Source organism: Kribbella sp. NPDC049227, assembly GCF_043197265.1.
Lineage (GTDB): Bacteria > Actinomycetota > Actinomycetes > Propionibacteriales > Kribbellaceae > Kribbella.
In genome coordinates, this window is the sequence record NZ_JBICST010000006.1 from 474,123 (window position 1) to 496,093 (window position 21,971).

Consider the following 21,971-nt stretch of genomic DNA (forward strand, 5'->3'; position numbering starts at 1 on the left):
CATCACGGTGTGTCGCGAACCGTCCGTCGTACGACGCGCGAACTTCACAGCCAGTTGCCAGGAATCAGGGATCAGTTCCTCAGCAAACGTCCTTAGCGTCTGCACCCATGGTGCTACCCCGCCACAAGCTCCGTGGCCTCAGCCTGCTCAACGTCTCCCTGGTGGCCGTCGTCCTGGCGATCGCGATCACGGCCTACCTCCTGTTCTTCCGCAAGGACACGCCGGCCGCCGGCGCGACCCGCCCGACCTTCGCCGTCGCCCGCGGCGAGGTGACCGCGAGCGTCAGCTCCAGCGGCACCCTGCAGAGCTCGCAGACCGCGTCGCCGCAGTTCGAGACGTCCGGCACGGTCACCCAGATCCTGGTCAAGGTCGGCCAGGTGGTCGCCAAGGGCGCCGCGATCGCCAAGGTGGACCCGTCAGCCGCCGAGCGGCAACTCCGGATCGCCGACCAGAACCAGATCGCGGCGGCCAACTCGGTCACCGCGGCCGCCGAGTCGCTCGACGACGCGCAGGACGCGGCCGAGGCCGCAGCGGAGGCGTCGGCCTCCCCCAGCCCGACACCGACCAACGGGCAGCAGGCTCAGAACCAGAACCAGGGTCAGAGCCCCGAGGTGGCGGTCAGCAACGCGGAGGCGAGCCTGGCCCGCGCGAAGGCCGACAAGGAGCAGGCCGACCAGGACGTGGAAGGCGCGCAGGCCGCGGTCGACGCGACCACGCTGAAGGCACCCATCGCCGGCACGATCACCGCGATCAACGGCAGCGTCGGCTCGGTCACCGGCGGCTCGAGTTCGAGCAATGGTTCAGGCGCCGGGGGCTCGACCTCAGGTCAAGGTTCAGGCTCCAGCGCCTCGAGTACGACGACAGCCTCAGCCTCGGGCTTCGTCGACATCTCAGACCTCAAGTCCCTCCAGGTGGCGGCGTCGTTCCCGGAGGCGGACGCGATCAAGATCAAGGCCGGCCAGTCGGCCACCGTCACCCTGAACGCCGAGCCCGGTACGACGCTCACCGCGACCCTGGCCTCGGTGTCGCCGACCCCGACCACCACCAACGGTGTCGTCGCGTACTCCGCGACCTTCTCGCTGGCCAAGATCCCCGCGAACGCCCGGATCGGCCAGACCGCCAACGTCACGGTCCAGACCGCGAAGGCAGCCGACGCTCTCTATGTGCCGAGTACGGCGGTCGCGACCAGCGGTACGACGTCCACGGTGACGATGGCCGATGGTGGCGGGACGCGGGAAGTGAAGGTCGGTGTGCGGGGTGACAGCTTCACCCAGATCACCTCCGGCCTGAACGAGGGCGACCGGGTCGAGCTGCTCCAGGGCGCGATCGGTGGCACGGCCAACCAGAACGGCCAGGGCCGGACCGGGCAGTTCCCGGGCGGCGGGCAGTTCGGCAACGGTCAGCTCCCCCGGGTCGGCGCGGGCGGGGGCAACCGTGGCCGCTGACGCCCTGATCGAGATCCGGGACGTCACCAAGACGTACGGCGCCGGCGAGACCACCGTCCACGCACTACGCGGGGTCTCCCTGTGCGTCGAGGCCGGTGAGTACGTCGCCGTGATGGGCTCGTCTGGATCCGGCAAGTCGACGCTGATGAACATCCTCGGATGCCTCGACGTCCCGAGCCGCGGTGAGTACTGGCTGGACGGCAGCAACGTCGCCCGGCTGACCGAGGACCAGCAGGCACTCGTCCGCGGTCGCAAGATCGGCTTCATCTTCCAGTCCTTCAACCTGATCCCCCGGACCACCGCCCTGGCCAACGTCGAGCTCCCGCTGACCTACGCGCATCTGCGGCGTGCCGAGCGACGCAAGCGAGCCGCCCGCGCGCTGGCACTGGTCGGTCTGTCGGACCGCGCCGACCACCGGCCGAACGAGTTGTCCGGCGGCCAGCAGCAACGGGTAGCCATCGCCCGTGCGCTCGCCACCGGCCCGCGGATCCTGCTCGCCGACGAGCCGACCGGCAACCTGGACGCACACTCGACCGACGAGGTGCTCGGCATGTTCGACCAGCTGAACGCCGACGGCCGCACGGTCGTGGTGATCACCCACGAGCACGACGTGGCGGCCCGGGCCCGGCGGCTGATCCAGGTCGCCGACGGCCGGATCGTCGCGGACGAGGTGACCCGCCGATGACACCTCGCGACCTCATGGGTGCGGCCCTGCGCGGCCTCAGCGCGAACAAGCTGCGCTCCCTGCTGACCGTCCTCGGCGTCTCCATCGGGGTCGGCGCGGTCATCGTCCTGGTTGCTGTCGGCAACGGCTCGGGCAGGGCTGTGCAGGCCCGGCTGGAGGCGATGGGCACCAACCTGCTCACGGTGTCCACGACCGGCGGTGGTGGAGGCTTCGCCCGCGGTCAGGCCGGACCGTCGGCCCAGCAGTACAGCCTGACCCTCGCCGACGCGGCTGCGCTGGCCGACGACCGCCTCGCGCCCGACGTCTCCGCGGTGGCCCCGGTCATGACGAGCTCGGGTACTGCGACCAGCGGCGACACCAGTTACACCGTGAACCAGGTGATCGGTACGACACCGGAGTACATGCCGGCCACCAACACGCCGGTCCAACTCGGACAGTCCTTCACCCAGCAGGATGTCGACACGTCGCAGCGGGTCATCCTGCTCGGGCAGACGGCCGCGACCGAGTTGTTCACCCGGCCCGCGACCGCCGTCGGCCAGACCATCAAGCTCGGCGCCGTGGACTTCGTCGTCCGCGGAGTGCTGGCGAGCAAGGACAGCACCGGGTTCTCGGATCCGAACGCGACGGCGATCGTGCCGATCAGCACGCTGCGAGCCACCCAGGCCGGGTACGGTCCGCTGAACCAGATCGTCGTACAGGCGGCGGACAAGGATCGGGTCGATACGGCGCAGGCCGAGGTCACCCAGTTGCTGACCGCACGGCACCAGGTGCCGACCGATCAGACCTCGCCGTTCCGGATCACCAACTCGGCGCAGATCCTGCAGACCAGCCAGGACACCGCCGCGACCTTCACCGCGCTGCTGGCGACCGTCGCCGCGATCAGCCTGGTCGTCGGCGGGATCGGGGTCACCAACATCATGCTGGTCACCGTCACCGAGCGGACCCGCGAGATCGGGATCCGCAAGGCGCTCGGCGCGCGGCGGCGGACGATTCTCGAGCAGTTCCTGATCGAGGCGACGCTGCTCAGCCTGATCGGCGGCGCGGTCGGTGTCGCGGTCGCGCTGATCGTCACCCGCTTCCAGTTGGCCGGCGTGCAACCGGTGCTGGTGCCGTCGTCGATCGGGCTCGCCCTGGGCGTGTCCGCGGCCGTCGGCCTGTTCTTCGGCAGCATGCCGGCGCACCGCGCTGCCGGACTCCGTCCCATCGATGCACTACGTCACGAGTGAGAGAGGCTGTTCGATGAGCAACCAGACGCCCGATGAGTTCGCCCAGATCGGGTCCGACGAGGAGGTCGACACGGCGCTCAAGCCGAAGAAGACCCTCAACCTGCCGATCGCGACCGCAGTTCTCGCGGGCGTTGTCGTGCTGGCCGTCGGCCTGGCCGGCGGCGCGGGCCTGCACGCGGCCTTCGCCTCGGACAGTACGACGCAGTCGCCGCAGGCCGGTCGTGGCTTCGGCGGCGGGTACGGCGGCTTCCGCGGTCAGAACGGTCAAGGTCAAGGTCAAGGTCAGGGCCAGGGCCAGCGGACCGGTGGTGGGCAGGGCAGCGCGGCGATCGGCACTGTTGTCTCGGCGAGCGGCTCGCAGCTCGTGGTGAAGACGCAGAACGGCGACGTCACGGTCAAGTTGACCGGCGACACGACGTACGAGATCACCAACAAGGGGACGGCGACCGATCTGAAGGCCGGCGAGCAGGTCGTCGTCAGCGGCCAGAACGCCGACGGCTCGCTGACCGCCACGACCGTTCGTCAGGGCGCTCTCCCCGGCGGCTTCCGCAACCCGGGCGCCACGCCGTCCCGCTGACGGATAATGAGGTTGTGGACGGCAACTTGATCAGTACCCCCATCACTCTCGAACTCCTGCGTGGCGCGCTCGAGCTGGAGCAGACCGATCGCGGCTTCCTGCCGCATCGGCTGCCCGCCTGGGCGCGCACGCAGTACGTCGACGGGCAGCTGGAGATGGCGGAATCGCAGCCGACCGGAGTACGCCTCGCCTTCCGGACGCACGCGACCGTGGTCGAGCTGGAGACGTTGCCTACCAAGCGGGATTACGTGGGCGCACCGAAGCGGCCGGACGGCGTCTACGACCTCGTTGTCGACGGCAAGCTGATCGGGCAGGCCAGCGTGGACGCCGGCGACGTCATCACGATCGACCTGATGACCGGAGCGGCCGAGACCCGGCGCGGTGAGTCGGGCATGGTGCGCTTCGACGGCCTGAGCGACGAACTGAAGACGGTCGAGCTCTGGCTGCCGCACAACGAGACCACCGAACTCGTTGCCCTGCGCACCGATACACCGGTCGAGCCGATCCCGTCCGGCGGCCGGCGAGTGTGGCTGCACCACGGCAGCTCGATCAGCCATGGCTCTGACGCCACCAGCCCGACGGGCACCTGGCCGGCGTTGGCCGCGGCTCAGGGTGACGTGGAGCTGGTCAACCTGGGGTTCGCGGGCAGCTCATTCCTGCAGCCGTTCACCGCGCGCACGATGCGGGACACCCCAGCTGATGTCATCAGCATCAAGCTGGGCATCAACATCGTGAACACGGACTCACTGCGGCTGCGTTCGTTCACCCCGGCTGTCCACGGTTTCCTCGACACGCTCCGCGAAGGCCACCCGACGACACCGCTGCTGGTCGTCTCCCCCATCCTGTGCCCGATTCACGAGGACACCCCGGGACCGACGGGCTGGGATCTGTCCGCGCTCGGCGAAGGCAAACTCCGGTTCGCGGCGACCGGGGATCCGGAGGAGGTCGCGGCCGGCAAGCTGACGTTGTCCGTGATCCGTGCCGAGCTCTCCCGGATCGTCGAGCAGCGCGCCGCCGACGACCCGAACCTCCACTACCTCGACGGACGAGTCCTGTACGGCGAGGCGGACAGCGCCGTACGACCGCTGCCGGACGATCTGCATCCCGACGGCGAGACCCATCGCACGATGGCCGAACGCTTCGCCGACTACGCCTTCGCGGTCAAGGGCCCGTTCGCCTGACCTACTTGGGCTTGTCGGGGTCGATGACCTCGCCCTGGATGACGTCGCCCTGGGATTGTCTCGGCGGCTGGGCCGGGCCGGCGCCGGGGATGAAGCCGCCCAGGTTCGCGCCGCCGAACTGGGTGGCGACGCGGCGCCCGAGGAACGCGTGCATGCCACGCCGGGCCAGCGGGCGGGTGAAGGGCAGGACGAAGAAGAACCCGAAGATGTCGGTCACGAAGCCCGGCGTCAGCAGCAGCGTGCCGCCGACCAGGACGAGGGCCGCGTCGGACAGCTCACGCCCGGGCATCTTGCCGGTCTGCAGTGCGGACTGCAGTGCGTTCCACGCCCGCCGGCCCTCGCGCTTGATGATCCACGCGCCGAGAGCACTCTCGACGAGCAACAGGCCGACCGTCGGCCAGCCGCCGATCACCTGGCCGATCTGGATGATCACGAAGATCTCCACGATCGGCACCACCAGCAGCGCCAGCGCTACGAGCCACGGCATGTCCTACCCCTTCCGGCGATTCCCTCCAGTGTTGCGCACGGGGGAAGTGCAGGCTCAGGCCGGAACCTTCTCGCGGCTCCGCGCCGGCGAGGGCGGGGTGTCCGGCCCGTCGTCCTCACGCCGCCGGCGACGGGCCACCAGGGCCAGCACGATGCCGACGATGCCCAGGCCGGTCAGGATCCACTGCGGCCAGCCGCCGAGCTTGATCGCCAGCGTCTCCGTGTCCCGGATCGGCACATTCGCCACGTACACGTCGCGGACGAACTGCCCGGACTTGTGCTCGACCTTGCCGTCCGGCTGGATCACGCCGGAGATCCCGCTGGTCGACGCGATCAGCACGGTCCGGCCGGTCTCGATCGCCCGCATCCGGGTGATCGCGAACTGCTGCTCGGGCTGCCCGGTGCCGCCGTACGTCGCGTTGTTCGTCTGCACCACCAGGACCTGGGCGCCGCCCTTGACCACGTCCGAGATGACGTTGTCGTAGGCGAGCTCGAAGCAGATCACATCGCCGTACGTGACGCCGCGGATCGGCATCACGCCGGGGACCTTGCCGGGGGCCGTCTGCCGGCCGATCATCTCGAGGCGCTTGATGTACGGCAGCAACTGGTCGCGGAAGGGGATGTACTCACCGAAGGGCACCGGGTGCCGCTTGGCATAGATCTGACCGGGTCCACTCACCGGGTCCCAGACGACGCCGGTGGTCTGGCGCTCGTTCGGACCCGGGCCGTCGAGGACTGCGCCGACCAGGATCGGTACGCCGACGGCCTTGACTGCCTCCTCGATGTCCGCCTTGGTCTCGGCGTCCTGGAACGGGTCGATGTCGGTCGAGTTCTCCGGCCAGATCACCACGTCCGGCTTGGCCTCGGTGCCCTCCTCGACGCGCTTCTGCAGGTCGAGCGTCGCGGCCAGGTGGTTGCGGGTGACGGTCCGGGCGCGGCCGAGGAACTCCAGCCCCTTGCCGGGCACGTTGCCCTGCACCATCGCCGCCGTCACGGTCTTGCCGTTGCCCTCGGTCGAGAGAGTGATCAGCGAGCTCCCACCGACGATCGCCACACCCGCGACCAGCGCGACGATCCGGAGCCGCATGCTGCTCTTCAACCGCAGTACGGCGTACACGAGAGCTCCGAGCAGCGCGACGACGAAGCTCAGGCCCGGGATGCCGACAAATGATGCCAGCCTGCCGACCGGGGAGTCCGAGAGCGCCCACGCGAGCCGTCCCCACGGGAAGCCGCCGAACGGAACCGAGGCGGCCGCGAACTCGGTCGCGACCCACAGGCACGGGATCCAGAGCATCCACAGCTTGAGCTTCAGCACCTGCGTCGCGAACAACCCGAAGACCGCATAGAACAGCCCTTCGAGGATGGCCAGCGCGATCGCGGCGTCCCCACCGATGACCGTGAGCCAGGGGACCAGGACCGCGTAGTACGTGATGCCGAAGCCGGCGCCGATCAGGAAGCCGGCCTTGGCCGAGGCGCCGTTCAGTGCGGCCAGGAAGAGCGGTACGGCGACGATGGTCAGCCAGGGATGGTCGTGCGGTTCGAAGGCCAGGCCGAGCAGGGCGCCGGCGCCGACGGCCACCGCAACCCTCGGCAGGACGCGTCCCAGAGCCTTCAAACGGTCCACGCGGTTTCCCCTTGTCCTCACTGCCCGGCGGACGCCGGTCGCACGACCGTACAACGTTCCGGACATGCCAATGTATCCGGTCAGTAGCCAGCAAGCAGCGATCGCGGAAAGTGAAGGGAGATCAGCAGAGTGCGAGGAAGTGAAAAGGCCTCAGAAATCGAAGGGTCGTCGATCACCGTCGGTAAAGTCCGGCCCAGGCACAAGGAAAGAGGCTCGGCGCTCCTTCGGACCAACCGTCGGACCGCTGGCTGCGAACCGTCCGGCTGTTGTCTACTGGCCGCCGAGCCTCTTCCACCTCTGCCCCGCGGGGGGCTAACCACCGGCGATCTCAGCCCCCGTCGACTCAAGCCTGGCACTGGCCTGGTCAGCGTCGCGGGATCATCCGGTGGCCGAACTTCGTGTGACCGTTGATAAAACGGGATATGACGACTCCCAAAACGATGCTCGCTGACGGCGACCGTGTCAACCTCTCCAGCGGCTCCTTGAGGCCGTTGTAACACATTCGCCCGCACTGACTGGAAAAACGAGGAAACTTCAGCCAGGTCACGTTACAGAGCAGTCTCGGCACTCCACGTGATCGTTACCCAGGGCAACTATTCGTCACCCAACCGGTACGACGACCGTTCCCTTTGCGCGCGTGATCACAAGCGGTTCCGGCAGCACCTCGGCCGCCGACTCGGACAGGTCCGGCCGGCCGCGGCAGACCACCGACGCACTGAACTCGATCTCACGGCTGCGGTTCCCGACCCGGCTGATCGTTGCCGTCACCTCCACAACGTCACCGGCCCGCAACGGCTGCAGGAACTGCACATCGGAATACGACGCGAACAGGCCCTCGTCGCCGTCGGCCTGGATGCACACCTCGGTCGCGACATCGCCGAACAGTCCGAGCACATACGCACCGTCGACGAGGTTGCCGGCGTAGTGCGCATGGCTGTACGGCACGTAGCGCCGATGCGTCGCACTCAGGCCGATGGTTGCCTTTGACACCTATGCACTCCTCTTCGCGGGGACTCGCTTGGTCACCAATGCGTCAACCAGGTAGCTGGCTACCTCGCCCGGTGTGGTGCCGCGACCGAAGACGCGGTCCACGCCGAGATCGCCTGCCATCTGCTCGGTGAAACGGGGGCCGCCGGCAACCAGCACCGGCCGCGCCTCCTCGGCGTACGCCTCCCGGAACGCGGCCGACATCTCCTTGGTGTTCAGCACATGCGCCTCTCGCTGGGTGACCACCTGCGAGACCAGGATCGCGTCCGCCTTCTCCGCCTTGGCCCGCCGGACCAACTCCGGCACGGCGACCTGAGCACCGAGGTTGACCACCTTCAGCTCGCGGTAGTACTCCAGGCCCTTCTCCCCCGCGAACCCCTTGATGTTCATGATCGCGTCGATCCCGACGGTATGCGCGTCGGTGCCGATGCAGGCGCCGACCACGGTCAGCCGCCGGCGCAGGCTCTTCCGGATCGCGAGATTCACCTCCTTCGGGGACAGCAGCGGGTAGTCGCGCTCGATCACCTCGACCTTGGACGTGTCGACGAGGTGGTTCACCGGTCCGTACACCACGAAGAAGGTGAAGTCCGGCCCCATCGCCTTGGCGTGCACGACCAGCGCCGGATCCATGCCCATCTTGTTCGCCAGTTGTACGGCGGCTCCCTCGGCCCGCTTGTCGTGCGGAACCGGCAGGGTGAACGACAGCTGCACCATGCCGTCCCCGGTGGTGTCGCCGTACGGCCGGATGATGCTCACTGGTCCTCCTCCAACAGCTCGATCGCCGGGTTGTAGTACTCCGGCGATCTGCGCGCGACGCCCTCGAGGCCGCGGCCGGCGTCCTGGGGGCGCTTCATCAGGCCGAAGGTGCCATCGCCGATCGCGTTCAGCAGGCCGTCGTCGACGATCTCCTCCAGCAGTTCGACCGACTCCCCCAGCACCTGCCGGGCGCGCTGGGCGATGAAGCCGTCCGGTGCGGGACGGAAGTCCTCGTGAAGGTTGCCTGCGGCCCCCAACACGTAGCGGACGTTCTGCAGCGCCAGGTCCCGGTCCGAGATCCACGGAGTCACCACGGCCTCGGTCATCATCCCGACCAGCAGGATGCCCTGGCCTGTCATCGCGCCGACCAGGTTGAAGAATCCGTCCAGCAGGTACCCACGGAACACGTCACCGGTCATGTGCCGCGTCGGCGGCATCCACTTCAGCGGCGCGTCCGGGAACAGCTGCCGGGCCAGCATCGCGTGCGCCAGTTCGAGCCGGAACGAGTCCGGCAGGTCCGGGTTGATCTCGAACGCGTGCCCGAGGCCGAGCTGCCAGTCCTGCAGGCCGGCCTCTTTGGCGAAGTACTCGTTCAGCAGTTGCGACACCGTCACCGTGTGCGCGGCCTCGACCGCGTCCGCGGTGGTCAGGTAGTTGTCCTCGCCGGTGTTGATGATGATCCCGGCCCGGGCGTGGATCTGCCGGCTGAACCGCTGGTCGACGAAGGTCCGGATCGGGTTGATGTCGCGGAACAGGATCCCGTACATGGAGTCGTTCAGCATCATGTCGAGCCGCTGCAGTCCGGCCAGGGTGGCGATCTCCGGCATGCACAGTCCGGACGCGTAGTTCGTCAGCCGGATGTAGCGGCCGAGTTCCTTCGACGACTCGTCGAGGGCGGCGCGCATCAGCCGGAAGTTCTCCTGCGTCGCGTAGGTGCCCGCGAAGCCCTCGCGCGTGGCCCCTTCGGGCACGTAGTCGAGCAGCGACTGCCCGGTCGACCGGATCACGGCGATGATGTCAGCGCCGGCGCGAGCCGCCGCCTGCGCCTGCGGGATGTCCTCGTAGATGTCGCCGGTGGCAACGATCAGGTAGATCCACGGCCGCTGCTCGGGGTCACCGTGCCGCTTGATCAGCCGGTCCCGCTCCCGTCGCCGTCCGTCGATCCGCTTCATTCCGGCCGCCGCGGCCTTCCGCGCCGCGGCCCGTGCCCGTACGGCGTCCCGTCCCTCGGGCAACCGGAACGTCACCGAGCCCGATGCGGCCTTCTGCGCGAGGACGGCCAGGTCCTCTGCCTCGCCGCGGACAAGTGCATCCCACACCGGCAGCGCGAGTCCGTGCTCCAGGCCGACGTCCGCACGCACCGTGTCCGCGAGCCGGTTGACCCAGGGGATGCCTTCGGTGTCCGCGCCGGTCAGCCCGGCCAAGCGCAGTACAGCTCGCTCGACCGAGACCGTCGTGTGTTGCCGGGCCAGGTTGACGATCGGCCGGCCGGCCTTGCGGGCCAGGCTGCGCGCCTTCCGGACGGTGACCGGATCGAGGTCGAGCTTCTTCACAGCACGCGTCACGACGACCATCCTTCGACTTCATAGACAACGCGGCCGCCAACGGTGGTCCGCAAGCACGTGGGCGTTCCCTCGCTGAGGTCCGGCAGCACGGGCACACCGGCCCGCGGATCCGTCGACCACGCCGCGACGCGCTCGTCCGGCGTCTGCACGACCAGGTCCGCATCGCTCTGCCAGATCGCGTACGTCGCCGCCGTACCGGGCGCGAGGACACCGGCGTCGTCGATCCCGGCCGCCCGCCAGCCGCCGCGAGTATGCGCCTGGAACGCGGACCGTACGGTCATCCGCTCTGCCTTCTCGTGGTGGAACGCGGCCGCTCGCACGGCGTCCCAGCCACCGAGCTCGGTCACCGGCGAGTCCGAACCGAACGCCAGGACGACGCCCGCCCGCGCCAGCGAACCGAACGGGTTCATCCCCCGCCACCGCTCGCCCACCCGCTCGGCGTACATGCCGTCCGGGCCGCCCCACAACGCGTCGAACATCGGCTGGACACTGGCGACCACTCCGCACTGCGCGAGGGTCGCGATCGCGGCCTCGTCCACCATCTCGACATGCTCGAGCCGATGCCGCGCGGCGACCAGCGCTTGTACGCCAACCTTCTCGGCGGCCAACTGGAAGCCACGCACGATGTTGTCGAGCGCCTGGTCGCCGATGCAGTGGAAGCCGGCCTGCACGTTCCGCTCGGTGCACGCGATCACGTGCTCGGCGATCTGCTCCGGTGTCAGGTACGCGTGGCCGCGGTGGTCCGCGCGGTCGGCGTACGCCTCCCGCAACGCAGCTGTCCGCGAGCCGAGGGCGCCGTCCGCGTTCAGGTCCCCCGCAAGACCCGCCAGGTCGTACGTCGCGATGTGCTCGAAGACGCCCGGCTCACCCCAGTACAGCGTTGCCGACAAACCGAGCTGCTCTGCGACGTCGCGTACGAGCGGAAGCTCCCACAGCGGGCCGATGTGCGGCGCGGCCATCTCGTGGAACGCCCCGATCCCCTTCGCCGCCATCGCCTTCAGCGCGGCCTCGATGTCCTTGCGCCGCTGGTCCGGCCCGATCAGTTCACTGAGGGCGTCTCGGACCGCGTGATGCGCGTCGCGCTCGACCCGGCCGGTGGCGTCATACCCGTCACCTGTTGCCGCAGGCACCAATGCCGACGAGATCACGCCGGAGTGACCGTCGACTCGGGACAGGTACACCCGGCGGCCTGCGGCGGCCCGGTCCAGTTCCTCGGCCGTCGGCGGGCGACCCTCGGGCCACTTCGTCTCGTCCCAGCCGGCCCCGTCGATCACTGCGTCCGCAGGAAGATCCGCGGCGAAGGCGGCGAGGCGGTCGAGGGCTTCGGTGAGCGAGGCGGTGCCGGCGAGGTCCAGCCCGGTCAGCAGCGCGCCGGTCTGGGCGGTGTGGACGTGAGCGTCGACGAAGGACGGCGTGACCAGCTTGCCGTCGAGGTCGATCACCTCGTCGGCACCGTCGGCGTACGAGCCCGCGCCGGTGTCGTCACCGAGCCAGGTCACCACGCCGTCGTCGACGGCGATCGCGGTGGCATGCGGGTCGGCGGGTGAGTAGACGGAACCGTTCGTCAGAAGTGTGCGCACGAACTAATCCTCCGCCAGCCTGCTCTCGAACAGACCCCGGACACCCGGTTCGGTCCGCAACAGCTCCAGCGCGTAGCCGGCATGCCCGGGCACGTAGCCGTTGCCGACGAGCATCGTCACGTCCGCGGCCAGGCCCTCCGCACCCAGCGCGGCGGCGGAGAACGACGTCGCCATCGAGAAGAAGATCACTGTGCCACCAGCCGCCGTCGACAAGACGGCGCCGTGCTCGCAGCCCGGTACGTCGACGCAGACGACGGTGATGTCCGCCGGACCCCCGGCCTCCTCGACAGCAGTCGCCAAGGCCACCGGATCCCGCGCGTCGGCCAGCGTGACGACGTCGGCCAGACCCGCGGCGGTCAGCCGATCCTTCTCGGGCCGGACGGGCACGATCCCGATCGTGCGCGCCGCGCCGGCCTGCCGCGCGGCGGCCAGCGAGAGCGAGCCACTTTTACCTGCGCCGCCAATTACTGACACGACAGGCTTTGTGCCTTTGTCGACATACTCGCGGACCACGCGAGCGGTCAGAGCGGGCGCTCCGCAGACGTCCATGACGGCCAGCGACAGCTCGGGTTTCAGGTCGTCAGGCAGCTTCGCGACGATCGACCGGGCGAAGAGGATCGCGTGCCCCTGCGCCGGGACCTGCTCGCTCCTGCCGTCCCAGCTCGCAAGCTCGTCGGTGATCCGCAGCGGGGTGAGCGTCAACGAGACGAGCGTGGCGACTCGGTCGCCTTTGCGTACGCCGAGCGGCGACTCCGGGCCGGCCTCGTCGACCACGCCGACCAGCATTCCGCCGGAACCGGTGACCGGGTTCTGCATCTTGCCGCGGGCCCCGATGATGTCGAGCACCGCGCGACGGATCGCCGTACCGTCGCCGCCGTGCGCCTCGGCCAACTGGCGGTACGACGCGGCGTCGAGATTCAGCCGCTCGACCGCGATCCGCACCTCGTCGGGCCAGATCTCAGGGCGTGCGTCGAGCTTGTCCGCCGCCTGCGGCAACACGCCGGACGGCGCGAGTACGCGGTGCAGTCCTACCGGGCTCGACGACACGGGGCCTCCTTGAGGGATCAGGCAAAATACTACTGAAACTAGCTCTTGACGAGAATTCTTGCGGCGTACTGTTGGATCTAAGGGAAGTTCTATCGCTATCCTCACATGAGACCGCACTACCCCTGAAGCCCCTCGGAGGACTCGTGACCGACCTGATCAGCCCGGAGCTGGGCGTCCCGGAGCCCAGCGAGCGCGATCTCGCGGGCCAGCCGTACGCGTACCGGCGAGCCGAGCTGGTGGAGCCGGACTGGACCCGGCTGCCCGGCTGGAAGGACGTGACGGCCGAGGAGTGGCGATCGGTGCAGTGGCAGCGGTCGCACTGTGTGAAGAACGTCAAGCAACTGCGCGACGTGATGGGCGACCTGCTCGAGGAACGGTTGTACGAGGACCTGACCCGGGACCAGGCCGAGCGCGCCACGATGTCGATGCTGCTGCCGCCGCAGATGCTGAACACGATCGTGCCGACCGGAGCCTCCGACTACACCGAGGCGTTCTACGCCGATCCGGTCCGGCGCTACATGCTGCCGGTGTTCAGTGACCGCCGTACTGACTGGCCGTCGCATCCGCACGCGACCCGGGACTCGTTGCACGAGCATGAGATGTGGGCCACAGAGGGGTTGACCCACCGCTACCCGACCAAGGTCCTCGCGGAGATCCTGCCGACGTGCCCGCAGTACTGCGGTCACTGCACCCGGATGGACCTGGTCGGCAACTCGACCCCGGTCATCGACAAGCTGAAGTTCACCGCGAAGCCGCAGACCCGTCTCGACGACATGCTCGACTACCTGCGCCGTACGCCGGGGGTCCGGGACGTCGTCGTGTCCGGTGGCGACGTGGCGAACATGCCGTGGCCGCGGCTGGAGTCGTTCCTCACCAGCCTGCTCGAGATCGAGAACATCCGCGATATCCGGCTGGCAACGAAGGCCCTGATGGGCATGCCGCAGCACTGGCTGTCGGACGACGTCCGCGCCGGCGTCGAGCGGGTGGCGTCGATCGCGCGGCAGCGCGGCGTCATGATCGCCATGCACACGCACGTGAACGCCGCCCAGTCGGTGACGCCTTTGGTGGCCGAGGCAACGAAGGCGATGTTCGAGGCAGGCCTGCGCGACGTCCGCAACCAGGGCGTGCTGATGCGCGGCGTGAACGACTCGGTGCCGCAGTTGCTCGACCTGTGCTTCGCGCTGCTCGACGGTGCGACCATCACGCCGTACTACTTCTACATGTGCGACATGATCCCGTTCTCGGAGCACTGGCGGGTCTCGGTCCGCGACGCGCAGCACCTGCAGCACGGCATCCTCGGCTACCTGCCCGGCTTCGCCACCCCGCGCATCGTCTGCGACGTCCCGTACGTCGGCAAGCGGTGGGTGCACCAGTTGTCGGAGTACGACGAGGTCCGCGGCATCTCGTACTGGAAGAAGAACTACCGCACCGGCATCGAGCACCAGGATCCCGAGGCACTCAACCGCACCTACGAGTACTACGACCCGATCGACACGCTTCCGGCCGAGGGCCAGGACTGGTGGCGACAGCACGCCGGCACCTCCCTCGCCGAAGCCGAGCAGCGCGCCGCGGCCTCCCGCGCCGCCGCCGAGTCGCAGAAGCTCTTGCAGATCAACTAACTCCCGATCCCGCCTTCGGTGCCACCAATGCAGGGGGTGGCACCGGGGGCGTCCTGCAACCCGGCGCTGTCTGATTCAGCAGCTTGGTACGCCGATCAGGGTGGGGAGCTCGGTGAACGAGGTGATCGTCGGACCCGTCCAGGACGGGTCGGTGTCGGCGTGCTCGGTGGTCCGGATCGCGTACATGCCGAGCGCGGAAGCCGCTGGGAGTTCGCCGTACCCACCGTCGCCGACGTACACGCACTCGCCGGGCTCCACGTCCAGCGCGTGACAGGCCGTCAGAAACATCTTCGGATCCGGCTTCACCGCACCCACCTCGGCCGAGAACGCGGTCACCTCGAAGTACGACGCGAGCGGACAGTCGGCCCATTCGAGCGGCGTCTCCACAGTCGCATCACTGACCAGCCCCATCCGCCACCCGGTGCCCTTCAATCCCTCCAACGTCCTGACAGTCCCCTCCGGCACCGCGCGCAGCAGCCGCCGCACGTACCCCCGCCGCAGTTCCGTTGCCTCCCGCACCTGTTCCTCACCAGGTGCACCCCCACACCGCCCCGCTACCACCCGCAGCGTGTTTCCCACATCGCCGTACACCCCGGTGAACCGCTCGTACACCACCGCCTCCAGCTCCCGCCTGAAGGCCTCCCCCTGAACCCCCAACACCCGCGCAACCTCGACATCCTCCACCTCCCGATCAGCAACCAACGTGCTGAACAGGTCCAGCAAGAGAACGCGCCGCCCGGCGGCACTCTGCGACAGTCCGCCCACGATCTACTGGCCGGCGGCAGTGTTGCAGCGGTGTTGGGGGCCGAGTGTGCGCAGCAGGTCAAGGGAGTCGGCGTGGCCCGGTGGTGGGGTGAAGACTCGTAGTCGCTGGTCTGCGGCGGGTGTCGCCAGTACCTCGCAGTCGAACTCGATCCTGCCGAGGTCAGGATGGTTCAGCTTGTACGGATGTGATCTGCGGACGGCGACCTCGTGCCGGTCCCAGAGTGCCGCGAACTCGGGGCTCGCGGCGCGGAGTCGCGTGACAAGAGTGCGGGAGGCTTCGTCGTTCCCGCGGCGGGCCACGGCCGCACGCAGATCCGCGACCAAGTGCCGGGCCTGCTCCTCGCGCTCCTCGGCCGCGAAACTATTTCGTACGTCGGGCTCGGTGAACCAGCGCAGCACGATGTTGCGGTCCTCATGGGCCACGTCGCACACGCACCCGAACAGCGCCAGCGCCATATCGTTCTGCGCCAGCAGGTCGCCGAGGTCGCTCAAGACCTGGACCGGAACACTGTCCAGCCGGTCGAGGATGTAGAGCATGCTCGGCCCGAGGTACTCCCCGGCCCGTGCTCCCTCCGGCGGCTGCTGCCCAGCGAGCAGGTACAGGTGGTCCCGCTCATCGGCCGTCAGCCGCAGCGCGCGGGCGAGCGCGGCCAGCATCTGAACCGAGGGCTGCGGGCTCCTGCCCTGCTCCAGCCGCATGAGGTAGTCGGCCGACATGCCCGCCAACTGCGAGACCTCCTCGCGGCGGAGTCCCGGCGTACGACGCCTCGGTCCCTCGACCAGCCCCACGTCGCGCGGAGACAGCCGCTCCCGGGACCGGCGGAGGAAATCGGCGAGGTCGTCGCGGTGCATCCCCATAGCGACAGTGATACCACCGTTCGCCCGACGCATCCTCGGACCGCTGATCCTAGGCAAACCGCTCCTCTCCCGAGCCGCCGACGGCGAATGCATAGTCGACGACTGTCCGGTCCGAACGAGGAAGGCTGTTTCATGAAGGAATCCGTACTGGAAGTCCCCGGCGCCCGACTGCACCATTTCGTCCGTGGTTCAGGCCCCCTGCTCGTCCTCATCTCCGGAGGTCATGGGGACGCCGGCGCGACCGAAGCGCTCGCAACCCACCTGGCCGACAGGTACACCGTCCTCACCTACGCCCGCCGAGGCCTGTCCGGCAGCACCACCGATACCCCCGCGCTGACGCTGGCCACGCACGCCGACGACCTCTCCCACCTGCTCTCCAGCCTCACCACCGAACCGGCGTACGTCTACGGCAGCAGCTTCGGCGGCCTGATCGCACTGGAACTCACCCTCAGGCACCCGAAGCAGGTCGGCGTTGTCGTCGCCCACGAAGCCCCGGTCACCCAACTGCTACCGGACCCGGAGCGCGCCGCCGCCATCCAGGACTTCCTGACAGTCGAGGAGATCTTCGCAACGAAAGGCGTCGCTCCGGCCCTCCGCTGGTTCGCGACGTTCCTCGACATCGACCCGACCGACCGCGAACCCGACAACCCCGTGCGCACTCCCGGCCCCGAACATTTCCCGAACGCGGCGGTCCTCCTGACCCACGACACCCCGGCCATCCGCGCCTACACCGCCAATCTCGCCGACCTCAAGAACTCCCCCGCCCGCGTAGTCCTCGCAGCCGGCGAGGACTCGACCCACATCTGGCCGAACAAGTGCGCCAGACTCCTCGCCGAACACCTTGGAGTCCCCTGCGAACCCTTCCCGGGCGCTCACAACGCCTACACCTTCCATCCCCGAGCCACCGCAACCCGCCTCCACGAGGTCCTGACCGCGTGACCCACCACCGAGGCCGCTGCTAAAGATTCAGAGAGCTGGGGGGCGGCGTTCGTAGGGGGTGCTGAGGACGATGGTGGTCGTGGTGGAGACGTTGGCTCGGGCCCGGATGGTGGCCAGGAGGTTTTCGAGGGCGACCGGGGAGGCGACCCGGACAACGAGGATGTAGCTGGAGTCGCCGGCGACGGAGTAGCAGGACTCGATCTCGCGGACGTCGCGGAGACGCTCGGGTGAGTCGTCGGGCTGGGACGGGTCGATCGGGCGGATCGAGATCAGCGCGGTCAGCGGCAGGTCGAGCGCGGTGTGGTCGACGGTAGCGGCGTACCCCTGGATGATGCCGCGTTGCTCGAGCCGCTTGACCCGCTGGTGCACCGCCGACGTGGACAGGCCGGTCGCCTTGCCGAGATCGGTGAAGCTCATCCTGCCGTCGCTGGCAAGCAGCCCGACGATCTTGCGGTCCAGGTCCTCCATCCTGGAGACCCTACTGCCGTGACGCCCCGGCATGAAAGCATCGCCCCATGGCTGAGACACCCCAGCGGCTGATGCTGCTCGATACCGCGTCGCTGTACTTTCGCGCCTTCTTCGGCGTACCGGACACGATGAAGGCTGCCGACGGTACGCCGACGAACGCGGTCCGTGGGCTGCTCGACTTCATCGCGCGGCTGGCCGAGAACCACCGGCCGACCCACCTGGTGGCGTGCTGGGACGACAACTGGCGGCCGTCCTGGCGAGTCGCGCTGATCCCGTCGTACAAGGCGCAGCGGGTCGAGTTCGTGACGCCGAAGGGTGAGCAGGTCGAGGACGTGCCGGACCGGCTCGAGGTCCAGGTGCCGTACATCCGCGCCTGTCTGGAGGCTCTCGGCATCGCCATCGTCGGCGCGGCCGACCACGAGGCCGACGACGTCATCGGCACGCTCTCGCACCAGGCGAAAATGCCGGTCGACGTCGTCACCGGCGACCGCGACCTGTTCCAGCTGATCGACGACAGCCGTGGCATCCGGATCGTCTACACCGCCGCGCGCGGAGTCGGCCGGGCCGACGTGTACGACGAGAAAGCACTGCTCGCCAAGTACGACGTCCCCGCGAACCGGTACGCCGACTTCGCGACGCTCCGCGGTGACGCCTCCGACGGTCTGCCCGGCGTCAAGGGCATCGGCGAGAAGACAGCAGCCTCCCTGGTCACGGCGTACGGCGATCTGGACGCGATCCGGGCCGCGGCCGCGGATCCGAGTACGCCGATGTCGGCGTCGGTGAAGCGCAAGATCCTCGAGGCGAGCGACTACCTCGACGTCGCGCCGAAGGTGGTCGCGGTGGCCAAGGACGCGCCGGTCGGCACGTTCGACGCAACCATCCCGAGCGAGGTGAAGGACCCAGAACGATGGCTCGACCTGGTGGAGCTGCTCGAGCTGGGCGGCAGCGCCCAGCGGGTCATGAACGCACTGAACCTGGGACCGAAGGCATGACCCGGACTGTCGAACTGGCGGAGCAGTTCCGCGACGAGATCGTCGCCCTCCGCCGGGCGCTGCACCAGGTGCCGGAGTACGACCTCGAACTGCCGAAGACCCAGCAACTGATCCTCGACGCGCTCGCCGGCCTGCCGCTGGAGATCACGCTCGGCAAGGAGCTGTCCTCGGTGACCGCCGTACTGCGCGGCGGAGGCGGTCCCGGTCCGGTCGTCCTGCTCCGCGGCGACATGGACGCGCTGCCGGTGACCGAGCGGGTCGACGTCCCGTACGTGTCCCAGCATCCCGGGATGATGCATGCCTGCGGCCACGATCTCCACGTCGCCGGGTTGGTCGGCGCCGCGAAGATCCTGTCGGCGATGCGGGCCGAGCTCGCCGGCGACGTGGTGTTCATGTTCCAGCCGGGAGAGGAGACTACCGGCGGTGCGCCGATCATGATCCGCGAAGGTGTTCTCGACGCCGCCGGGCGGCGCGCGGACGCGGCGTACGGCCTGCACGTCGGCTCTGCCAGCCAGCCCCTGGGGATGTGGAGCAGCAAACCCGGCTCGTTCATGGCGGCGGCCGACCAACTGAGCGTCCGCGTCGTGGGTGCGGGAACGCACGGGTCGACGCCGTACCGCGGCAAGGACCCGATCCCGGTGCTCTGCGAGATCGTGACCGCTCTGCAGACGATGATCACGCGTCAGTTCGATGTGTTCGACCCGGTCGTGCTCACGGTCGGACGGATCGCCGGCGGCACGAAGGAGAACATCATCCCGGACGACGCGTTCTTCGACGCGACCGTCCGGACGTTCTCCGAAGAAGCCCGGGCGAAGGTGCAGCAGGCGTCGATCCAACTGGTCGAGGCGATGGCCGGCGCGCACGGGCTCGTCGCCAAGGCCGAGTACAGGATCGGCTACCCGGTGACAGTCAACAACGTCGAGGAGTACCAGTTCGCCCGCGACGTCATCGTCGATGTCTTCGGCCCCGACCGCTTCCGCGAACGCGCCAATCCGCGGTGTGGCGCCGAGGACATGTCCTACGTCCTCAACGAGGTGCCCGGCGTCTACCTCAACCTCAGCGCCTGCCGGTCCGCCGACCCCGATGCGGCCGCCGACAACCACTCCCCGCTGGCCGACTTCGACGACTCGGTCCTCCCCGACGGAGCCGCCTTGCTGGCCGAGCTCGCCGTACGCCGCCTGGCCCGATGATCAACCCGACGAGGAACTTCGTGGAGGTGCCCGACGGCTACCTCTACTACGAGCAGCACGGCCAAGGCCCGGATGTCGTGCTGCTGAACGGCGGTCTGGCCGACGTCCGGATGTGGGACTCGACGGTGGCGTGGCTGTCGCAGACGGCGCGAGTCACGACCTGGGACTATCGGGACAACGGGCTCTCGTCACCGTCGTACGCGGCGTACAGCGAGATCGACGACCTGGCAGCGGTCCTGGATGCGGCGGGCGTCGAGCGGGCGGTGCTGGTCGGCTCCTCGGATGGTGCCCGGCGGGCGTTGGGGTTCGCGCACCGGTATCCCGACCGGGTCCGCCGGGTGTGCGCGGTGGCCGGATCGTTCGGGGAGTTTCCGGACGCGAGCCCGGCGGAGGCGGCGGCTCGCGTGGTGATGCGGGCACACTTCACCCGTCTCGAGGAGATCCTGGCCGCTGACGGCATCCCGGCTGCCGCGGCGTACGACGTCGGCGGCTGGTGCCCGATGGTGAACGACGCCGACCGCCGCCTGCTGATCGGCCTGGCGATCGCCAACTCCCGCGTGCTGACGATGCCCGTCCATCACGGCGAGGAGCTCGATCCCCCGATCAAGACGCGGTTCGCCGAGCTCAAGACGCCGTTGTCCGTGCTCGTCGGCGATCGCGACTTCCAAGGGACCCAACTCTGGGCCCGACGCCTGGCCGACGATGCCCCGAACGCCGAGCTCGAGGTGGTGCCGGGCGCGGATCACATGCCGATGTTCTCCGCGCCCGGCGAGTTCCGGGAGTACCTCACGCGTTGTCTGTCCGGCTGACGAGTTCGCCCGGACCGACTCGGTCGCGGCGCACCGCGAGTGCGGTGAGCCCGATCCCGAGCACCGTGGTGACGGCGGCGGCCAGGTAGATCGCGGGGAGCCCGGGGCCGGCGATGATGCGGCCGCCGAACCATCCGGCAAACGCGGCGGCGAGTTGGTACGCCGAGGCGTTGACGGCGATCGCCAAGGTCGGGGCAGCCGCGGCCGTGCTCAGGACGCGGCTCTGCATGCCCGGGATCATGGAGAAGCCGACGGCCCCGGCAGCGAACACCAGCAAGCCGGTGATCACCGGCGTCGGACTGACCCGCAGCGCGATCAGCAGGACGACGAGCACACTCAGGGCGCTGAGCTGGGAAGGCAACAACGCCCGGTCCGCCAGCCGGCCGCCGAGCAGGTTGCCGATGGTTGCTCCGACACCGTAGATCAGCAGCATCGGAGCGACCGCGCTTGCGGCGAACGAGCCAGGTCCGGTCAGCAACGGCGCGAGATACGTGAACACCATGAGCAGACCGATGTTCGCGACCGCGGTGGTGGTGATCGCGAGCAGCACGTCGCGATCGCGGAAGACGGCGAACTCTCCCAGCGCGCGGTTCCGCGTGCCGGTCTGGTCGCCTGGCACGAAGCGGGCGACCAGGAGCAGCCCGACGGCACAGCAGGCGGTGATCGCGCCGAACGTCGCGCGCCAACCGAACGCCTCGCCGATCCAGGTGCCGAGCGGCGCGCCGAGGATCATGGCCAGATTCATGCCGAAGACAAGCTTCGCGACGGTCGCCGCCTGCTTGCCCGCGGGCGCGGCCGAAATCACGATGACGATCGCGTTCGCGAAGAACGTCGACGTCACCAGCGCAGTCACGACCCGCGCCGCGAACAGGACCTCGTACCCGGGCGCAAGAGCCGACAGCAGGTTGCCGGCCACCGCGACGACGAGCAAAGCCAGCACCAGTCGCTTGCGTGGACGGCCGGCGGTGATTGCTGTCAGCAACGGTCCGCCGACGATCATGCCGAGCGCGTACGCCGTGACCAGCAGCCCGGCCGCGGGGATCGAGACCTCCAGATCGCCGGCGACCGCGGGCAATATCCCGGCGAGCACGAACTCGCCGGTGGTGACGCCGAAGACGCAGACCATCAATGCCAGCAGTGTGCCTCTCATGATCTCCTCACGAATACATTAG

At 68.9% G+C, this 21,971-nt stretch carries 21 protein-coding genes; 10 read left to right on the forward strand and 11 right to left on the reverse strand.

The window, feature by feature from the left end:
- Positions 1 to 107: 107 nt before the first annotated feature.
- From ACGFH6_RS28340 to ACGFH6_RS28360, 5 genes are read left to right on the forward strand one after another with little or no spacing between them, the layout of a single operon-like run.
- Positions 108 to 1,445, forward strand: coding sequence for an efflux RND transporter periplasmic adaptor subunit (locus tag ACGFH6_RS28340; protein WP_393389936.1), 1,338 nt, complete (start codon positions 108 to 110; stop codon positions 1,443 to 1,445).
- Entirely contained in the window at positions 1,435 to 2,130 is a 696-nt protein-coding gene (locus tag ACGFH6_RS28345; RefSeq protein WP_393389939.1) for an ABC transporter ATP-binding protein, read from the forward strand. The genes ACGFH6_RS28340 and ACGFH6_RS28345 overlap by 11 nt, the downstream gene beginning before the upstream one ends.
- Complete coding sequence (locus ACGFH6_RS28350) at positions 2,127 to 3,356, forward strand: ABC transporter permease (protein WP_393389942.1); 1,230 nt, start codon at positions 2,127 to 2,129, stop codon at positions 3,354 to 3,356. The genes ACGFH6_RS28345 and ACGFH6_RS28350 overlap by 4 nt, the downstream gene beginning before the upstream one ends.
- A gap of 13 nt (positions 3,357 to 3,369) precedes the next feature.
- Positions 3,370 to 3,933: a DUF5666 domain-containing protein gene (locus ACGFH6_RS28355; protein WP_393389943.1), complete on the forward strand. Its 564-nt coding sequence runs from the start codon at positions 3,370 to 3,372 to the stop codon at positions 3,931 to 3,933.
- A 14-nt stretch (positions 3,934 to 3,947) separates the two neighbouring features.
- Positions 3,948 to 5,114, forward strand: coding sequence for a GDSL-type esterase/lipase family protein (locus ACGFH6_RS28360; protein ID WP_393389946.1), 1,167 nt, complete (start codon positions 3,948 to 3,950; stop codon positions 5,112 to 5,114).
- A gap of 1 nt (position 5,115) precedes the next feature.
- Here the strand turns inward: ACGFH6_RS28360 and ACGFH6_RS28365 are convergent, their stop codons facing one another.
- From ACGFH6_RS28365 to ACGFH6_RS28395, 7 genes are all read right to left on the reverse strand, one after another.
- On the reverse strand, positions 5,116 to 5,601 hold the full coding sequence (locus tag ACGFH6_RS28365; protein WP_393389948.1) for an FxsA family protein: 486 nt from the start codon (positions 5,599 to 5,601) through the stop codon (positions 5,116 to 5,118).
- A 54-nt stretch (positions 5,602 to 5,655) separates the two neighbouring features.
- Complete coding sequence (lnt, locus tag ACGFH6_RS28370) at positions 5,656 to 7,224, reverse strand: apolipoprotein N-acyltransferase (protein WP_393389951.1); 1,569 nt, start codon at positions 7,222 to 7,224, stop codon at positions 5,656 to 5,658.
- Between the two features lie 600 nt (positions 7,225 to 7,824).
- Positions 7,825 to 8,214: a hotdog domain-containing protein gene (locus ACGFH6_RS28375; RefSeq protein ID WP_393389953.1), complete on the reverse strand. Its 390-nt coding sequence runs from the start codon at positions 8,212 to 8,214 to the stop codon at positions 7,825 to 7,827.
- Entirely contained in the window at positions 8,215 to 8,967 is a 753-nt protein-coding gene (locus ACGFH6_RS28380) for an OAM dimerization domain-containing protein (RefSeq protein WP_393389955.1), read from the reverse strand. It lies immediately after the preceding gene.
- Entirely contained in the window at positions 8,964 to 10,532 is a 1,569-nt protein-coding gene (locus ACGFH6_RS28385; RefSeq protein WP_393389958.1) for a lysine 5,6-aminomutase subunit alpha, read from the reverse strand. Before ACGFH6_RS28385 ends, ACGFH6_RS28380 begins: the two co-directional genes overlap by 4 nt.
- A complete protein-coding gene (locus ACGFH6_RS28390; RefSeq protein ID WP_393389960.1) occupies positions 10,529 to 12,112 on the reverse strand; it encodes an amidohydrolase in 1,584 nt (527 codons plus the stop codon). The genes ACGFH6_RS28385 and ACGFH6_RS28390 overlap by 4 nt, the downstream gene beginning before the upstream one ends.
- Before the next feature lie 3 nt (positions 12,113 to 12,115).
- Positions 12,116 to 13,159 carry an L-erythro-3,5-diaminohexanoate dehydrogenase gene (locus ACGFH6_RS28395; RefSeq protein WP_393389964.1) on the reverse strand — a complete coding sequence of 348 codons (1,044 nt, stop codon included), beginning with the start codon at positions 13,157 to 13,159 and terminating at the stop codon, positions 12,116 to 12,118.
- Between the two features lie 143 nt (positions 13,160 to 13,302).
- On the opposite strand from ACGFH6_RS28395, the gene ACGFH6_RS28400 reads away from it, so the two are divergent.
- Positions 13,303 to 14,778 carry a KamA family radical SAM protein gene (locus ACGFH6_RS28400; RefSeq protein ID WP_393389967.1) on the forward strand — a complete coding sequence of 492 codons (1,476 nt, stop codon included), beginning with the start codon at positions 13,303 to 13,305 and terminating at the stop codon, positions 14,776 to 14,778.
- Between the two features lie 75 nt (positions 14,779 to 14,853).
- Here ACGFH6_RS28400 and ACGFH6_RS28405 read toward each other — a convergent pair whose 3' ends face one another.
- On the reverse strand, positions 14,854 to 15,543 hold the full coding sequence (locus tag ACGFH6_RS28405) for an HAD family hydrolase (protein WP_393389970.1): 690 nt from the start codon (positions 15,541 to 15,543) through the stop codon (positions 14,854 to 14,856).
- A gap of 3 nt (positions 15,544 to 15,546) precedes the next feature.
- On the reverse strand, positions 15,547 to 16,401 hold the full coding sequence (locus ACGFH6_RS28410; RefSeq protein WP_393389973.1) for a helix-turn-helix transcriptional regulator: 855 nt from the start codon (positions 16,399 to 16,401) through the stop codon (positions 15,547 to 15,549).
- A 132-nt stretch (positions 16,402 to 16,533) separates the two neighbouring features.
- On the opposite strand from ACGFH6_RS28410, the gene ACGFH6_RS28415 reads away from it, so the two are divergent.
- Entirely contained in the window at positions 16,534 to 17,340 is an 807-nt protein-coding gene (locus tag ACGFH6_RS28415) for an alpha/beta fold hydrolase (protein ID WP_393389975.1), read from the forward strand.
- Between the two features lie 27 nt (positions 17,341 to 17,367).
- Here ACGFH6_RS28415 and ACGFH6_RS28420 read toward each other — a convergent pair whose 3' ends face one another.
- Positions 17,368 to 17,808: an Lrp/AsnC family transcriptional regulator gene (locus ACGFH6_RS28420; protein ID WP_393389978.1), complete on the reverse strand. Its 441-nt coding sequence runs from the start codon at positions 17,806 to 17,808 to the stop codon at positions 17,368 to 17,370.
- Positions 17,809 to 17,879: 71 nt separating this feature from the next.
- On the opposite strand from ACGFH6_RS28420, the gene ACGFH6_RS28425 reads away from it, so the two are divergent.
- Genes ACGFH6_RS28425 through ACGFH6_RS28435 form a run of 3 tightly spaced genes read left to right on the forward strand, consistent with a single transcriptional unit; the run spans position 17,880 to position 20,799 of the window.
- On the forward strand, positions 17,880 to 18,800 hold the full coding sequence (locus ACGFH6_RS28425) for a 5'-3' exonuclease H3TH domain-containing protein (RefSeq protein WP_393390557.1): 921 nt from the start codon (positions 17,880 to 17,882) through the stop codon (positions 18,798 to 18,800).
- The gene (locus tag ACGFH6_RS28430) at positions 18,797 to 19,990 is read left to right on the forward strand and encodes a M20 family metallopeptidase (protein ID WP_393389981.1); all 1,194 of its coding nucleotides are present in this window, start codon (positions 18,797 to 18,799) and stop codon (positions 19,988 to 19,990) included. Before ACGFH6_RS28425 ends, ACGFH6_RS28430 begins: the two co-directional genes overlap by 4 nt.
- The gene (locus ACGFH6_RS28435; RefSeq protein ID WP_393389984.1) at positions 19,987 to 20,799 is read left to right on the forward strand and encodes an alpha/beta fold hydrolase; all 813 of its coding nucleotides are present in this window, start codon (positions 19,987 to 19,989) and stop codon (positions 20,797 to 20,799) included. The genes ACGFH6_RS28430 and ACGFH6_RS28435 overlap by 4 nt, the downstream gene beginning before the upstream one ends.
- Here the strand turns inward: ACGFH6_RS28435 and ACGFH6_RS28440 are convergent.
- Positions 20,777 to 21,949, reverse strand: a complete 1,173-nt coding sequence (locus ACGFH6_RS28440) for an MFS transporter (protein ID WP_393389987.1) — start codon at positions 21,947 to 21,949, stop codon at positions 20,777 to 20,779. The genes ACGFH6_RS28435 and ACGFH6_RS28440 overlap by 23 nt on opposite strands.
- Positions 21,950 to 21,971: the final 22 nt, after the last annotated feature.

Coding starts and splice junctions, on each gene's coding strand:
- ACGFH6_RS28340 (WP_393389936.1), top strand. CDS start 108: ATGGTGCTACCCCGCCACAAGCTCCGTGGCCTCAGCCTGCTCAACGTC.
- ACGFH6_RS28350 (WP_393389942.1), top strand. CDS start 2,127: ATGACACCTCGCGACCTCATGGGTGCGGCCCTGCGCGGCCTCAGCGCG.
- ACGFH6_RS28355 (WP_393389943.1), top strand. CDS start 3,370: ATGAGCAACCAGACGCCCGATGAGTTCGCCCAGATCGGGTCCGACGAG.
- ACGFH6_RS28365 (WP_393389948.1), bottom strand. CDS start 5,601: ATGCCGTGGCTCGTAGCGCTGGCGCTGCTGGTGGTGCCGATCGTGGAG.
- ACGFH6_RS28410 (WP_393389973.1), bottom strand. CDS start 16,401: ATGGGGATGCACCGCGACGACCTCGCCGATTTCCTCCGCCGGTCCCGG.
- ACGFH6_RS28415 (WP_393389975.1), top strand. CDS start 16,534: ATGAAGGAATCCGTACTGGAAGTCCCCGGCGCCCGACTGCACCATTTC.
- ACGFH6_RS28420 (WP_393389978.1), bottom strand. CDS start 17,808: ATGGAGGACCTGGACCGCAAGATCGTCGGGCTGCTTGCCAGCGACGGC.
- ACGFH6_RS28425 (WP_393390557.1), top strand. CDS start 17,880: ATGCTGCTCGATACCGCGTCGCTGTACTTTCGCGCCTTCTTCGGCGTA.
- ACGFH6_RS28430 (WP_393389981.1), top strand. CDS start 18,797: ATGACCCGGACTGTCGAACTGGCGGAGCAGTTCCGCGACGAGATCGTC.
- ACGFH6_RS28435 (WP_393389984.1), top strand. CDS start 19,987: ATGATCAACCCGACGAGGAACTTCGTGGAGGTGCCCGACGGCTACCTC.
- ACGFH6_RS28440 (WP_393389987.1), bottom strand. CDS start 21,949: ATGAGAGGCACACTGCTGGCATTGATGGTCTGCGTCTTCGGCGTCACC.